Origin of the sequence: Micromonospora sp. U56, from assembly GCF_018070095.1 — a bacterium.
Taxonomy (GTDB): domain Bacteria; phylum Actinomycetota; class Actinomycetes; order Mycobacteriales; family Micromonosporaceae; genus Micromonospora; species Micromonospora purpureochromogenes.
In genome coordinates, this window is record NZ_JAGPYL010000066.1 from 23916 (window position 1) to 36784 (window position 12869).

The 12869-nt window shown below is 72.7% G+C and carries 16 protein-coding genes and 1 tRNA gene; 9 read left to right on the top strand and 8 right to left on the bottom strand.

From position 1 onward, the window contains the following. Positions 1-168: 168 nt before the first annotated feature. On the bottom strand, positions 169-1197 hold the full coding sequence (locus tag KBX37_RS21250) for a helix-turn-helix domain-containing protein (protein WP_210777680.1): 1029 nt from the start codon (positions 1195-1197) through the stop codon (positions 169-171). A 63-nt stretch (positions 1198-1260) separates the two neighbouring features. Between KBX37_RS21250 and KBX37_RS21255 the strand changes: the two genes are divergently transcribed. Both KBX37_RS21255 and eis read left to right on the top strand, forming a co-directional pair. Beyond that, positions 1261-1980, top strand: coding sequence for a PP2C family serine/threonine-protein phosphatase (locus tag KBX37_RS21255; RefSeq protein ID WP_210777681.1), 720 nt, complete (start codon positions 1261-1263; stop codon positions 1978-1980). 50 nt (positions 1981-2030) lie between these two features. Beyond that, positions 2031-3215 carry an enhanced intracellular survival protein Eis gene (gene eis / locus KBX37_RS21260; protein WP_210777682.1) on the top strand — a complete coding sequence of 395 codons (1185 nt, stop codon included), beginning with the start codon at positions 2031-2033 and terminating at the stop codon, positions 3213-3215. Between the two features lie 356 nt (positions 3216-3571). On the opposite strand, the gene KBX37_RS21265 is transcribed toward eis, so the two are convergent. From KBX37_RS21265 to KBX37_RS21275, 3 genes are read right to left on the bottom strand one after another with little or no spacing between them, the layout of a single operon-like run. Then, complete coding sequence (locus KBX37_RS21265) at positions 3572-4654, bottom strand: NAD-dependent epimerase/dehydratase family protein (protein WP_210777683.1); 1083 nt, start codon at positions 4652-4654, stop codon at positions 3572-3574. Positions 4655-4699: 45 nt separating this feature from the next. Then, positions 4700-4993 carry a hypothetical protein gene (locus KBX37_RS21270; protein WP_247658609.1) on the bottom strand — a complete coding sequence of 98 codons (294 nt, stop codon included), beginning with the start codon at positions 4991-4993 and terminating at the stop codon, positions 4700-4702. A 34-nt stretch (positions 4994-5027) separates the two neighbouring features. Beyond that, on the bottom strand, positions 5028-5507 hold the full coding sequence (locus KBX37_RS21275; RefSeq protein WP_210777685.1) for a DUF1772 domain-containing protein: 480 nt from the start codon (positions 5505-5507) through the stop codon (positions 5028-5030). Between the two features lie 146 nt (positions 5508-5653). On the opposite strand from KBX37_RS21275, the gene KBX37_RS21280 reads away from it, so the two are divergent. After that, positions 5654-5725 (top strand) — tRNA-Lys (locus tag KBX37_RS21280). Between the two features lie 248 nt (positions 5726-5973). On the opposite strand, the gene KBX37_RS21285 is transcribed toward KBX37_RS21280, so the two are convergent. Beyond that, on the bottom strand, positions 5974-6441 hold the full coding sequence (locus KBX37_RS21285) for a hypothetical protein (RefSeq protein ID WP_210777686.1): 468 nt from the start codon (positions 6439-6441) through the stop codon (positions 5974-5976). A gap of 291 nt (positions 6442-6732) precedes the next feature. On the opposite strand from KBX37_RS21285, the gene KBX37_RS21290 reads away from it, so the two are divergent. Beyond that, positions 6733-7248: a SigE family RNA polymerase sigma factor gene (locus KBX37_RS21290; RefSeq protein WP_210777687.1), complete on the top strand. Its 516-nt coding sequence runs from the start codon at positions 6733-6735 to the stop codon at positions 7246-7248. After that, the gene (locus KBX37_RS21295) at positions 7245-8414 is read left to right on the top strand and encodes a hypothetical protein (protein WP_210777688.1); all 1170 of its coding nucleotides are present in this window, start codon (positions 7245-7247) and stop codon (positions 8412-8414) included. The genes KBX37_RS21290 and KBX37_RS21295 overlap by 4 nt, the downstream gene beginning before the upstream one ends. Before the next feature lie 155 nt (positions 8415-8569). Here KBX37_RS21295 and KBX37_RS21300 read toward each other — a convergent pair whose 3' ends face one another. Continuing rightward, positions 8570-9196 (bottom strand): MerR family transcriptional regulator, encoded by a 627-nt coding sequence (locus tag KBX37_RS21300; protein WP_210777689.1) that lies wholly within the window; start codon positions 9194-9196, stop codon positions 8570-8572. Positions 9197-9279: 83 nt separating this feature from the next. Between KBX37_RS21300 and KBX37_RS21305 the strand changes: the two genes are divergently transcribed. Together KBX37_RS21305 and KBX37_RS21310 are read left to right on the top strand one after the other, a co-directional pair. Then, positions 9280-9813 (top strand): hypothetical protein, encoded by a 534-nt coding sequence (locus tag KBX37_RS21305; protein WP_210777690.1) that lies wholly within the window; start codon positions 9280-9282, stop codon positions 9811-9813. A 42-nt stretch (positions 9814-9855) separates the two neighbouring features. Then, complete coding sequence (locus KBX37_RS21310; protein ID WP_210777697.1) at positions 9856-10263, top strand: hypothetical protein; 408 nt, start codon at positions 9856-9858, stop codon at positions 10261-10263. A 48-nt stretch (positions 10264-10311) separates the two neighbouring features. On the opposite strand, the gene KBX37_RS21315 is transcribed toward KBX37_RS21310, so the two are convergent. Both KBX37_RS21315 and KBX37_RS21320 read right to left on the bottom strand, forming a co-directional pair. Beyond that, on the bottom strand, positions 10312-10491 hold the full coding sequence (locus tag KBX37_RS21315; protein ID WP_210777691.1) for a hypothetical protein: 180 nt from the start codon (positions 10489-10491) through the stop codon (positions 10312-10314). Positions 10492-10623: 132 nt separating this feature from the next. Then, positions 10624-10875 (bottom strand): hypothetical protein, encoded by a 252-nt coding sequence (locus KBX37_RS21320; RefSeq protein WP_210777692.1) that lies wholly within the window; start codon positions 10873-10875, stop codon positions 10624-10626. Positions 10876-11010: 135 nt separating this feature from the next. On the opposite strand from KBX37_RS21320, the gene KBX37_RS21325 reads away from it, so the two are divergent. Further along, positions 11011-11439: a hypothetical protein gene (locus tag KBX37_RS21325; protein ID WP_210777693.1), complete on the top strand. Its 429-nt coding sequence runs from the start codon at positions 11011-11013 to the stop codon at positions 11437-11439. Between the two features lie 149 nt (positions 11440-11588). Continuing rightward, positions 11589-12869 (top strand): serine/threonine-protein kinase (locus KBX37_RS21330; RefSeq protein WP_210777694.1); only part of this gene is annotated, 1281 nt, incomplete at its 3' end.

Consider the following 12869-nt stretch of genomic DNA (forward strand, 5'->3'; position numbering starts at 1 on the left):
CGCCCACGAGCCGGGAGCCGGCCGGCCGGGCGGTGCCGCGGCCACCGTAGCGGCGGCGACCACCGGCTCTACCGGCCCGCCCACGAGCCGGGAGCCGGCCGGCGGCCACCAGCGAGCCGCACGGCGGACCGGAGAGCCGGGGCACGCCGACCGAGGCGACCGGACCGCTCAGCCCAGCGGGCGGGACGGGACGCGGTGCCGCACCGCCCACAGCGCCGCCTCCGTGCGCGACGCCGAGCCCGTCTTGCGCAGCAGATTCGAGACGTGCACGGTGACCGTGCGGACCGAGATGCCGAGCGCGCGGGCCGCCTGCTTGTTGGACATCCCGGCGACCAGGCAGCCGAGCACCTCCACCTCCCGCCCGGTCAGCTCGGCGTCGGGCGGGGTGGCCGGGCGGGGCGCCGGCGGCCGCAGGTGCTCCGGCAGCGGCCGCTCGGCCAGCGCCTCCGGGCCCCGGCCGGCGTGCGCGGCGAGCAGCTCGGTGAGCGCGTACGGGTTGCCGCCGGTGCGCCGCCAGACGGCGGCGGCGATCCGGTCGGCGGGGCGGGTGCCGTCGTACACCTGGGTCAGCACCTCGGCCACCTCGGGCACCCCGAGCGGGCCGAGGTGCTGGCGCACGGCGCCGCGTACCCCGCAGAGCCGGGACAGGACGCGGACGGCGAGGTCCGGCGCGACCGCGTCGGCCGGCGGACGGCTCGCCACCACCAGCAGGGCCGGCAGGTCACCGGCGGTGGCCAGCTCGCCGACCAGGTTGAGGCTGGCCGGGTCGAGGGCGTGCAGGTCCTCTACCACCAGTACGGCCGGGCCGGCACCGACCAGCCGCCGGACGGTCCGCACGGCCAGCCGCAGCAGGGTGCCGGGGGCGTAGCGCTCGCGCGGCGCGGTGGGCTGCTGGGCGAGCCAGGCCAGCGCGTCCGGCGGCAGATCGAGACCGCTGGTGTCGCGGCCGCTGAGCACCGCCGCCAGCCAGTCGTACGGGGCCGGGTCGTGCAACCGGGCGGCGCCGGACAGCACCACCGCCGGGCGGGGCGAGAAGCCCTCCACGGCTGCCGCGACCAGCAGACTCTTGCCGACCCCGGCCGCCCCGGTGATCACCGTGACGGCGGGCGAGGGACGGCCCGCGTCGACCACGGTGGACCACGCCCGGTCGAGCTCGGCACGCTCGCCGGCGCGTCCGACCATGGACACCGGCATCATTTCTGCCACCCTACGCACTAGTGCGTAGAGACGGATCAAGGGTGTTCTTGGCAAGCTGGTGGCATGACGCTGATCCTCCGCTCGGCCATCCTCAACGACGTCGGCCTGGTCCGCACCAACAACGAGGACTCCGCCCTCGCCGGTGACCGCCTGGTGGCGGTCGCGGACGGCATGGGTGGGCTCCCCGCCGGTGAGGTGGCGAGCGAGATCGTCATCCGCATCCTGGACGAGCTGGTCCCGCCGACCGTCGCCGACGAGGCCGCCGAGTCGCTGCGCGCCGTGGTCACCACCGCCAACCAGCGCATCCGCGCCGCCATCTCCGCCGATCCGACGCGCGACGGCATGGGTACGACGCTGACCGCCGGCCTGCTCGCCGGGGACGCGCTGGTCCTCGCCCAGGTCGGCGACTCCCGCTGCTACCTGCTGCGCGACGGCGAACTGACCCAGCTCACCCGGGACGACACCTTCGTGCAGGCGCTGGTCGACCAGGGCGCGCTCTCCCCCGACCAGGCGCGGCACCACCCGCAGCGGTCCCTGGTGACCCGCGCCGTGCAGGGCGCGGACGCCCCACCGGCGATCGGAGTGCTGACCATGTTCGTCGGCGACCGGCTGCTGCTGTGCAGCGACGGCCTCTCCGACTACGTCGAGGACGCCGCGATCCACGCCGCGCTCACCACGTACGGCGACCGCCAGCTCTGCGGCGAACAGCTGGTCAAGCTCGCCCACCAGGCCGGCGCGCCGGACAACGTCACCGTGATCGTCTCCGACCTGACGGAGGGCTGAACCGGACCAATCGGGTTGCGGCGCACCGCCGGTCGGGTTGGGATGGACGGATGCTCATCCGTCGCCTGGCCGCCGAGGAACGCCTGACCACCAGCTTCCCGCTCCAGGCGTACGCCTTCGAGGCATCCCCGCTGAGCAGCGAACGGGTGGAGGCGTTCCACCGGTACCTGCCGTACAACAAGGGCAACCGGACGCTCGTCGTCGACGAGGGCGGGGAGACGCAGGCGGCGGCGAGCGCCATCCCGATGCGGCAGAACCTGCGCGGGCGGGTGCTGCCGATGGCCGGCGTGGCCGGAGTGGCCACCCACCCGCTGGCCCGCCGGCGGGGTCACGTCCGGGCGCTGCTGCACCAGCTCCTCGACGAGATGCGCGACGAGGGGCACCCGCTGACCGCGCTGTACCCGTTCCGGGCCGGCTTCTACGAGCGCTTCGGCTACGTCGGGCTGCCCCGGGCGCGTACCGCCCGGTTCTCCCCCGCCGATCTGGACCCGATACTCCGGGCCGAGCTGCCCGGCGAGGTGACCTGGGAACGGATCGGCGTCGGCTACCCCGGCTACCGGGCGTTCACCGAACGCTGCGTGCGGGAGCGGCACGGCTTCGCGATCTTCCCGGAGTTCCGCGCCGTCGGGCTGCGGGACCGCGACGACCGCTGGCTGGTCACCGCCCGGATCGACGGTACGACGATGGGCGCGCTCACCTACCGCATCGACGACCACGGCGGCGAGCTGCAGGGCGACGACCTGCTCGTCACCGACCCGTACGCCCGGGCGCTGCTGTTGCAGTTCCTCGCCCGGCACGTCGACCAGGTCGACCGGATCACCCTCCAGGTCCCCGCCGACGAGCTGCCCGAGCTCTGGCTGACCGACCTGGCCGTGCACGTCGAGGCGCGGGTCTCCCGCCCGGGCTCACCCGCCCCGATGGCCCGCCTGCTGTCGCTGGACGCGCTCGCCGGCCTCCCCGCCGGCCCGGGTCGGGTCCGGGTCGAGCTGGTCGGCGACCGCTGGCTGGCCGGCACCCACCTGCTCGACGGCACCACCGGCCACCTGGAGCTGACCACCGGCGGCCCCGCGCCGTCGGCGACCCTCACCGCCGCCGGGCTCTCCGCGCTCGCCTACGGGGTCCTGGACCCGGCCGAGGTGGCCGTCCGCGGTCTGGGCTCGATCGCTCCGGACGCCGCAGCCGAACTCCGCCGCCTCTTCCCCCGCGCCCTCCCCTACCTCTTCGCGGACTTCTGATGCCACAGATGGTGGGAGGCGGGGGATCTCCTCCTCGGTGTCGCCACCGCCACGCTGCCCGGGTGCGGCGGTGCGGCCGACGACGGCCAGCCCGTAACGGCCGCCGCCACCGGCACCGCGACCGCTCCCGCCCCAGCGACCGGCACCCCGGGCGGGCGGTCCGGGCTCGGCGGCCCGGGGAAGAGCGCGTCGCCGAAGCCGTCCCCGCCGACCGGCGCGGTGCTCAAGGCGGGGAACCCGAACGGCGGCGCCACGGTCCCGGCCGAGGCGCGGGCGGTGGACACCTCCCGTCCTACCAGGACGGTGGGCACGGGTACCCCGGCGAGCTGCGCCTCTTGATCACCCGGGCGGGGGAATCAGTAGGGGTTGCCGTGGCCGGGGATGCGGGCCTTGAGGAGGCCGGCGGGGCGGCCGGGCAGGTCGGGGGCGGCGGACATGGGTGGGGCGGTGGTGCCGGCGCGGGCGGCCATGCCGGCGAAGAGGTCCTTCAGGGCCGTGACGGCGTCCACCCTCGGGTGCCAGCCGAGTTCGGTCTCGGCGCGCTCGCTGGACATCAGCGGCGCGTTCAGGGCCAGCTCCACCCAACCGACGTCGACGGGTTGCAGCCGGAACCGCCAGCTCAGCGCGGCGGCGGCGCGCAGCACCGGGGCGGCCACCGGGATCGTCCAGCCCTTGAAGTGCCGGGCCACCAGCTCCGGAGTCAGCACCGGGTCCGCGGCGACGTTGAAGGCGCCGCGCGCCTCACCCAGAACCGCCCTGGCGTACGCGTCGGCGACGTCGTCCGCGTGCACCGCCTGCATCCGCAGCCGGCGGTTCGCGGGTACGACCGGGATGCGCCCGAAGCGCAGCAGCCGGACCGGGGCGAGCGGCCCGAGGAAGTACCGGGTGATCTCGGTGCCCGCGTCGCGCTGGAAGGTCAGCCCGGGCCGCAGCCGCACCACCCGCACGGTCGGGTGTTCGGATTCGAGGCGGTCGAGCATCGCCTCCACCTCGGCCTTGTCCCGGCTGTACGACGATCCGGGTACCCCCGTCGCCGGCCAGCGCTCGCTGATCGGGTGGTCCTTCGGGCCGGGCGCGTACGCGCCGACCGACGAGGCGTAGACCAGGCTGGAAACGCCGGCCCGGACGATGCCGTCGATCACCGCGCGGCTGCCGCCGACGTTGGTCCGGTAGAGCGTGCGCTGGTCGTGGCTGGGCTGGATCTGCCAGGCCAGGTGCACGACGGCGTCGGCCCCGGCGAAGAGCGCGGCGAGCTTCCCGTCCGCGCCCGGCGCCCCGATGTCGCAGGAGTGCCACTCCACCCGGTCGTACGGCTCACCGGCGTCCGGGCCGGGCAGCCGCCGGGCCACGCCGACCAGTTCCAGCCCCGACTCCGGGCGCAGCCGGCGCAGCAGCGCGGTCCCCACGTTGCCGCTGGCACCCACGATCACAATCCGCATGCGGGCTGCCGTACCCGTTGAACCGGACTCCAACCCCCGCAACGGTCAGGGGCGGGGCGACTGGCGTACCCAGCTCTTCTCCTGCTTGCGGCGGCCCTGGGTGGCGGCCAGGCAGCGCGGGCAGACGAAGCCGACCGGGTCGGCGTCGGTGAGCACGTCGGTCGAGGTGTAGTCGAACGGCACGTGCGGGAAGCGGCGCAGCCGGGTGCGGCTGAGCTGGAGCCCGCAGACGGTGGAGTTCTGGCCGGGCTGCCAGGCGTGCACCTCACCGCCCGGCGCCCGTGCCCCGTCCGGCCCGGTCTCCTCGCTCGACGCCGCCACGGCCGGGGTGCTGCTCATCCTCATCCCGTCCCGATTCCCCGCTCCCGACGTTTCAGACCCGCCGGGACACCAGCGCGGCCACCAGGCAGGCGAAGGCGGCGACGTTGGTGACCGTGCGGGCCAGGTTCCACCGCACCCAGGTCACCTCGAAGCTCTCCCGCACCGCCGCCAGGTCGGCGATCCGGTCCACCGGCCCGGCCGCGTCCAGCCGGTCGTTGAGCGGCACGTTGCACCGCATGGTGATCAGCAGCGTCGCGCCGTAGAGCACCAGCGCCGCGACCGTCCAGGCCAGCACCGGGCCGCCGGCGGTGAGGTGCAGCGCCACCGCCAGGACGATCAGCAGCACCGCGCCGAGGAAGGCCGCCAGGAACCAGCCGTTGAGGATGCGCCGGTTGATCGACTGCATGGTCCCGACGAAGGTCCGGTCGTCGACCACGGCCAGGCCCGGCATGACCGAACACGAGTACGCGAAGAAGAGCCCCGCCATGAGTCCGGTGACTCCGGTGGCGGCGGCGAGGGCGGTCGTTCTCATGCCTGTCAGCCTCGCCCGGCACACCCCCTGTTGACCATGGTCGAGCGGCTCGGGGGCATGCGTGGGCGTCTGGGTGCGCGGGGCATCGACGGGCGGTCGGAAGCCGGAAGGCCTCGCCGGCGAAGGTCCGGTAGCCTGAGGGCTCGGGGCCGCTAGCTCAATGGCAGAGCTGTGGACTTTTAATCCATAGGTTCAGGGTTCGAGTCCCTGGCGGCCCACTTTTCCGCAGGTCATCGGCATTGGCCGGGCTTCCGGACGCCGCGATCAGGGCCGGTACAGCAGCGAAGTACAGCAGTAGTCCCCTACCGACCTGATGGCGTGAACGAATCACGACTTACCGGTCGAGCGCGTTGCCGAGACACTTGAGTAGGGCGGATCGACGGCGCACGGGATGGCAAACGGGCGCGCTGCGGTGCGGGGCGTCGGGAGCAGTGGGCGATCCGGGCCAGCCGGCTACCCGGCCCGCTCATACCTGCAGGAGCCTGGGAGTTGCGTCCGGCCGACCGGTGGTGAGCACCCTGACCAGGCCGCGCTTGACCATGAGCAACTGCTCGGGGGTTAGGTGAAGTGCGAACCTTACGCTCGTGGGCAGGTGCAGCATCTCTGCGGCCTGGGGAGTAAGTGCCAGGCGCAATTCACTCCTGTCACTAGGCGGCATCAGCGGCAAGGTTGGTTGGTCCTCAGCGCCTATCTCGCACTCGACAACCCCGCCATAGCAGATCCACTGGCCGTCCCAACCTGCCGCGAGACAGTACGCGTCCGTCCCGGACGCTCTGTCCTGCTCGTCGGGTTCGATGCACTCCATGAACTGCAGCGACCAAAATTCGCGGTCAGAGTCCTCATATAGACCAAGGATGTAACCGTGGTGCTCGGCCTCGACCGCGCCGCGGAGCACGCTAGGGACTTCGTCGTCGCTCAGTGACGTCGCCCCCATGTCGCCTCCATCAATGAGACGACGGACAGCCTAACGGACGTGGTCGGCGTGCCCGACGCAGGAGTCAGCACCGACCAGCACCGAAACCTCCACGGCCTCGACCTGAACGCTCCGTGCTTCTCTACCGCCCGGCGCGGCTACTCAGGGTGTAGATAGCGGTCATTGACATGATCACGATCAGGCTGGTGGTGCTACGGTCACCGGCGCTGATCTGGCACCCCGCCGAACTTCGGCGTTGACGCAACCCGACGGTCGTCCGGACCCGTCGAGCTTGCGGAGGAGGGAGCCCCGATGGCGGATGCCGAGCGTGAGTTCGTGGAGTACGTCTCCGCGCGACTGACGAGCCTGCACCGGACCGCGTTCCTGATGTGCGGCGACGCCCACCTGGCCGACGACGTGGTGCAGCAGACGATCACGGCGCTGTACGTGAACTGGCGCCGGGTCAGCCGGGCCGACAACGTCGACGCGTACGTGCATCGGATGCTGGTCCACAAGCTCGTCGACGAGAAGCGGTTGAGCTGGGCGAAGGTCCGGCTGCTGGGGTCGATGCCGGCGCCAGAGCGCCCGCCGGTCACGCCGCACGACGAGCTGGCCGAGCGGGACAGCCTGGTCGCCGCGCTCGCCCACCTCCCCCGCGGCCAGCGCACCGTACTGGTCCTGCGGTTCCTGTGCGACCTGTCGCTGGCCGACACGGCCGCCGCGATGGGCTGCTCCGAAGGCAACGTGAAATCGCAGACGGCTCGGGCGCTGGTGGCGGTCCGCCAGGTGCTCGACGTCACCGAGATGTCCGGGAGGAATCCGAGATGACCACGTTGGACGACCAGCGGTTGGCCGCACTGCTGCAATCGGCGCCGGTTCCCGAGCCGCGGGTTGACGTGGGCCGCGCGATCCGGGACGGCCGGCGTCGCCGCCAGCGCCGCCGCCTCGGCGGGATCGCTGCGGTGACGCTGATGGCCGGGCTCGGCGTCGTGGGCACCGTTCAGCTCGGCGGGGCCGCCAGCCGGCCGGCTCCGGCCACGCCGGGCCTCGCGGCGTCACCGACCGGGACCGTGTCGACCGCCCCGGGCTCGCCGGTCACCTGCGAGGCGTCGTGGTTGCCGCGGCCGATCGGCGGTCCGGTCGCGGTGGCGCACGGCGTCGACCCCACCGGGCGGTACATCGTCGGCGACATCGGCACCGGGCAGGAGGACGGGCGGGTCGTGCTGTGGACCGACGGCCAGGCAGGCGTTCTGCCGGCCGGCGCGCGGCACGCGGCCGCGGTCAACGCTGGCGGCGTCGTGGTCGGCACCAACGGTGACGGCACCGGCTGGGTCTACCGGGATGGCAAGCTGCGCTTCCTGGCCACCCCGCCCGGCTACCAGGCGGTCCTCGTGCACGCGATCAACGGCCGGGGCGACATCGCCGGCACCGCCAGGGGAGCCGGCGACTCGCACCACGCCGTGCTGTGGTCGGCGGACCGCCCGCAGGAGTACCGGCTGGTCGGCCAGTCGGGATCCGCCGCGACCGGGATCACCGAGGACGGCACGGTCGTCGGCACGATGGGCCAACTGCCCTACCGGTGGACGCCGCAGGGCACCGGGGCGGCGCTGGCGGTGCCCGACGGCTACCCGCGCGCCTCGGTCGACTCGGCGCACGGCGAATGGGCGATCGGCATGGTCCCCGGCGCCCAGCAGGGCGGTGCCGTGCAGATGCTGCCGGTACGTTGGAATCTCACGACCGGGGCGGTGAGCCTGCTGCCGTTCCCGGGGACGACCGGGATCGCCGGCAACGGCGACCTGCTGGTCGGCGACGATGCGCCGCTGGTCGTCGCCCCGGACGGCACGTCCCGCCGGTTGCCGGGCCGGCCCGAGGTCCGGGCGACCGAGGCGGGCACGTACACGGCCAACGGGATCAGCGACGACGGTCTGACCGTGGTCGGTGCCGTCTACGAGAACCAGGTGCACCGGCCGCTGGTGTGGCGCTGCCGCCGCTAAAGGTCGCGCCCGGTCCATGCCGCTGACGCCGGGCACCCGGAAGGGTCGATCCGCAGATCGTCCCTTGCTCAGCCCGGCGCCGGAGGGTCGAGGCTGAGGCCCGGAGGCGCTGCGCCTGTCAGCCCTCATCCTCGTGTCGTTGTCCGACCAGCCGCCTAGCTCAGGCGCCGGGACGAGATGTTCTCCTGAGCCAACAGTCGCAGCGACGCGAGGAGGTTCTCGCCGAGGATGGTTCCGATCACCACGCTCTCGGCGACCTGGTCAGGATCGGTCCGGGAGGCGACCGCAGCGACCTCCAGTTCGGTGAACCGCTCAACCGCCTCCGCGTAGGGGTCCAGGAGGTCGACCAGGTGATCCTGGCCAAGCGATCGCAGGACGCTGATGGTTTCGACCAGGGTGGCGATCGCAGGTGAGTCCGGCTCGACGGCCCAGCCTCGCCGTTGGATGAGTTCCTGCACCTGCACAGCGGCGGCCGTGCGTGCGCTGTCGCCTGCGGTCAGTTGCCGACCCGGGGTGATGGCCCGGTGCACCACCCCGATCCGTTGGTGCAGGGACACGGTCTCGGAATCGAGCGCTTCCAGCACGGCTCTGACGCGGGCCACGGGAACCTGGGCCAGGTCGATCATGGCTCGGATCAGGCGAAGTCGATTCAGGTGATGCTCGTCGTAGCTGGCCTGGTTGGGGCTGGTCAGCTCGCCGGGCGGCAACAGGCCCTCCCGTAGGTAGTACTTGATCGTCGGTACCGCAACCCCTGACCGCCGACTCAGCTCCGCGATGCGCATATCCCTTGACTTCCCCTCTCCCCTGATGGAGAGTAGCACTATCCATAAGCAGATAGCTGCGCTATCCATTGAGAGAGAAGATCATGCTCGAAGCGATTCTGGTGACGGCCCTGCTGGGCTTCCGCCTACTGGGTGGGCTCGGTGTCCGTCGGTTCGCCACCTGGGCGGCCAGCGCGGCACACGCGATGGCGGTCATGCTCGTCGTCACCGCATCCGCGCACTTCGTTCCGCCGAGCGTCACCGTGATGCCGAACCACGCCGACCTGGTCCGGATGGTGCCGCCGGTCGTGCCGTTCGCCGATGCGATGGTCTACCTGACCGGCGTGCTGGAACTGCTGGGCGCCGTGGGCCTGGTGTTGACCGCAACCCGCTGGGCGGCCGGGATCAGCCTTACCGCGCTCTACGTGCTCCTGCTTCCGGCGAACGTCTACGCCGCCGTCAACGATGTGCCGTTCAACGGGGATGAGCCGACTCCGCTGTGGCTGCGAATCCCACAGCAGGTCCTCTACATCGCCATCGCTGTCTGGGTCGCCCGATCGGCCGACAGCACCGTGGCCCGACGCGTCCTGCGCCTGCCGCGCTCCGGCGTCGCAAGATCAGCGACCGTTGCCCGATAGCCCCTCGTCAAGCTGATCGGAAAGGAGTTCGTTGTGCAGACCATGGCCCTCAGTACCGAGTCCCGCATGATCGCCGGGGTGGTTCTCCTCAGCATCGTCACCATCGAGGTCGGCGGCTGGTTCATGACCCGAATCGCCCGGGGCGCCGTGCCGATGACCGACTTCCAGCGGTCCTTCGCGCGCGCCGGGCACGGTCATGCCGGCGTACTGGTGATCCTGAGCCTGGTCGGCCTGCTCTATGCGGACGCCACGGGCCTCACCGGCGCCTTGCTGTGGATCGCCCGGTTAGGATTGCCCGTCGCCGCGATCCTGATGCCCGCCGGGTTCTTCGCCTCTTCCGCCGGCAGGAACGCCACCGGACCCAACAAACTCGTCTGGGTACTGTGGATCGGCGCGCTCTCTATGACCGCGGGTGTGATCAGCCTCGGCGTCGGGCTGCTGACCGTCTGACGAGAACCCAGTGCAGGAGTTCGGGTAGCCGGGTTCCGGCTACCACTCCTACCCCCACTCCCGGCGCACCGGAGGCTCCTCCGGCTCCTCGTGCGCAGGCTCGGTGTCTTTCGTCTCGACCTGCTTCTCCCGCTCGACCCGGGGCGGCAGTTTGCCGAACCTGTCGTGTCGCCGGGCTTCGAACTCCTCGTCCGCTGCCCGGTCATCGCCTTCCCGGTCCTCGCTCATCGCCGACCCCCTTCGTCGAGCCCCATTGTCCCCGCCGAGGCAGTCAGAGGTGCGTAGAGCTGGTGTCGCAGACCCTGTCACCGAGGTGTCGGGCAGCTCCCGGGACCGGACAGGCCGAGACGACGGCACCGCTCAGCCGAGCCACAGAGCGGAAACGATGACGAGCACGGCCAGCACGATCAGGATCGCGAACAGCGCCCCGTTGCCCCGCCTCGGTCCGGACCGCGTCATCCCGTCGGCGAACCGCGAGAAGTCCTGGACCTGCCCGGCGGCCGTCAGCCCGACCGTCTCCTCCACCTCCGGCAGCGGCGGCGGCCCCGACACCGGCTGGGTCTCGTAGCGCGGCTCGATCCGGGGCGGCAACTGCCGGTAGCGGTCGTCCATGGCCGGAGTATCGGGTCGGATGTCAAGCAGAGCGGCGCGGTGGGGGAGAAAATGGTCGCCGCTTCGTCACCTGTCGGCGGTGCCCGGCCCCTGGTTTTCTCAACGGCGAAAAGATCACCAGAGAGAGCAGGTCTCATGTCGATCCTCCGCCGTTTCCTCGCCGTCACGGGCGCGGTCCTCGCCGCCGGCGCCGTCGCGCTGGTCGACGCGTCGCCGGCGCTGGCCAGCACGCCGTCGAGCTGCTCCAGCGTCCGCCAGATCGGCACCACCCGGGTGCTGACGGTCGGTGGCATGCAGGCGGCCTCGGTCAAGCAGTACTACGGCTGCGGCTACAACTACGCCTACATCTACGTCTGGGAGCAGTACCGCAACACCCACTCCAACTGGGACCTCTACGTCCACGTGATCAACGAGTCGGACAGCGGCAGCGACTACGGCGTGGGCCGGCTGAGCAACACCACCCGCGCCGAACTGTGGGGCGCGCCCGCCAACACGGCGTCGTACTGCACCCACGTGACGGGCTACCTCAACAGCACGGGTGGTTCGACCAGCACCGTCTGCTGACCGCTGAGCCACGACGCGGCCCGCCGGAGACAGCCGGCGGGCCCGTCCTGGCGTCCCGCGCCGCAGCGGGGGCTCCCCACCACGGGAGATGTCCTGCAGTGCGAACGGCCGACACCGCGTTGGCGACCCATCGGTAGCATTCAGCGGCGATGGTCCACAGCGAGCAGTCGGTGACGCACGGCCCGGGCGCCGCCCTCGGGGTCGACGGCTGCACCGACGCCGTCGAGGTGGGGCGGGGCGGCTTCGGCGTCGTCTACCGGGCCTGGCAGCCCGACTTCGCCCGCTCGGTGGCGGTCAAGGTGCTCGCCGCCGACTGGCACGGCCCGTCCCGCGCCCGCTTCGAGCGGGAGCTGCGGATGCTGGGCCGGCTCTCCGACCACCCGCACATCGTCACGCTGCACCAGGCCGGCCGCACCGCCGCCGGCAATCCGTACCTGCTGATGGCGTACGAGGAGGGCGGCTCGCTGGGTGACCGGCTGCGCGACGGCGCGGCCGGCGACTGGCGCGAGGCGGTCGCCGGCGGCATCGCGGTGGCCGGCGCGCTGGAGACCGCGCACCGCGCGGGCGTGCTGCACCGCGACGTCAAACCCGAGAACATCCTGATCTCCGCGTACGGCGAGCCGAAGCTGGCCGACTTCGGGCAGGCCCGGCCCCGCTCGGCCCGCCCGACCGGCGCGGACGGCAGGGTGACCGCGAGCGTGCTGCACGCCGCGCCGGAGGTGCTGCGCGGCGAGCCCCCGTCGGTGGCCGCCGACGTCTACGCGCTCGCCTCGACCGTGCTGCACTGGATCCGCGGCGCCCCGCCCTTCGCGCCCGCCGACGGGGAGTCGGTGGACTCCCTGCTGCGCCGGATCGCCGTCGATCCGGTGCCGGACCTGCGCCCGCTCGGCGTACCCGACGGGGTGTGTGCGGCGTTGGAGCGCGCGCTGGCCAAGGATCCGGCGCGGCGGCCCGCCACGGCCGCCGCGTTCGCCGAGGAGCTGCGGGTGGCGCAGGTGGCGGCGGGCCTGCCGGCGAGCCCGTTCGTCCTCGGCGGCCCGGGCGGTGATCCCGCCGGGCCGTGGCCGCCGCAGCCCGCCGCCGGCGAGGCCGCGCCCCTGTCGCTGTCCGAGCGTCGCCGGGCCGCCGTGGCGCTGTCGGCCACCGTCACGCGTCGGCCGTCACGGGTACGCCGGCACGCGCTGGCCCGCTCGCTCGGGCTGCTCGTCGCCCTGGCGGCGGTGCTGGCCGCCGGCGGTTCGCGGGCGCTGCCCACGCCCACCCCGGTCGAGCTGCCGGCCCAGGTGCCCTTCGGCGAGCTGGAACTCAACGCGGAGTCGCGCGAGCAGGTGGTGGCCGTCGGCAACCGCGCGGACCGCCCGGTGCGGTTGACCGGGTTGACGCTGACCGGCCCGTCCCGGAGCGAGCTGCGGATCGTCGCGGACGGGTGC

Bases quoted from the DNA above. Each gene is read 5' to 3' on its own strand.
- KBX37_RS21250 (WP_210777680.1), bottom strand. From the start codon at position 1,197: ATGATGCCGGTGTCCATGGTCGGACGCGCCGGCGAGCGTGCCGAGCTC.
- KBX37_RS21255 (WP_210777681.1), top strand. From the start codon at position 1,261: ATGACGCTGATCCTCCGCTCGGCCATCCTCAACGACGTCGGCCTGGTC.
- eis (WP_210777682.1), top strand. From the start codon at position 2,031: ATGCTCATCCGTCGCCTGGCCGCCGAGGAACGCCTGACCACCAGCTTC.
- KBX37_RS21265 (WP_210777683.1), bottom strand. From the start codon at position 4,654: ATGCGGATTGTGATCGTGGGTGCCAGCGGCAACGTGGGGACCGCGCTG.
- KBX37_RS21270 (WP_247658609.1), bottom strand. From the start codon at position 4,993: ATGAGCAGCACCCCGGCCGTGGCGGCGTCGAGCGAGGAGACCGGGCCG.
- KBX37_RS21275 (WP_210777685.1), bottom strand. From the start codon at position 5,507: ATGAGAACGACCGCCCTCGCCGCCGCCACCGGAGTCACCGGACTCATG.
- KBX37_RS21285 (WP_210777686.1), bottom strand. From the start codon at position 6,441: ATGGGGGCGACGTCACTGAGCGACGACGAAGTCCCTAGCGTGCTCCGC.
- KBX37_RS21290 (WP_210777687.1), top strand. From the start codon at position 6,733: ATGGCGGATGCCGAGCGTGAGTTCGTGGAGTACGTCTCCGCGCGACTG.
- KBX37_RS21295 (WP_210777688.1), top strand. From the start codon at position 7,245: ATGACCACGTTGGACGACCAGCGGTTGGCCGCACTGCTGCAATCGGCG.
- KBX37_RS21300 (WP_210777689.1), bottom strand. From the start codon at position 9,196: ATGCGCATCGCGGAGCTGAGTCGGCGGTCAGGGGTTGCGGTACCGACG.
- KBX37_RS21305 (WP_210777690.1), top strand. From the start codon at position 9,280: ATGCTCGAAGCGATTCTGGTGACGGCCCTGCTGGGCTTCCGCCTACTG.
- KBX37_RS21310 (WP_210777697.1), top strand. From the start codon at position 9,856: ATGGCCCTCAGTACCGAGTCCCGCATGATCGCCGGGGTGGTTCTCCTC.
- KBX37_RS21315 (WP_210777691.1), bottom strand. From the start codon at position 10,491: ATGAGCGAGGACCGGGAAGGCGATGACCGGGCAGCGGACGAGGAGTTC.
- KBX37_RS21320 (WP_210777692.1), bottom strand. From the start codon at position 10,875: ATGGACGACCGCTACCGGCAGTTGCCGCCCCGGATCGAGCCGCGCTAC.
- KBX37_RS21325 (WP_210777693.1), top strand. From the start codon at position 11,011: ATGTCGATCCTCCGCCGTTTCCTCGCCGTCACGGGCGCGGTCCTCGCC.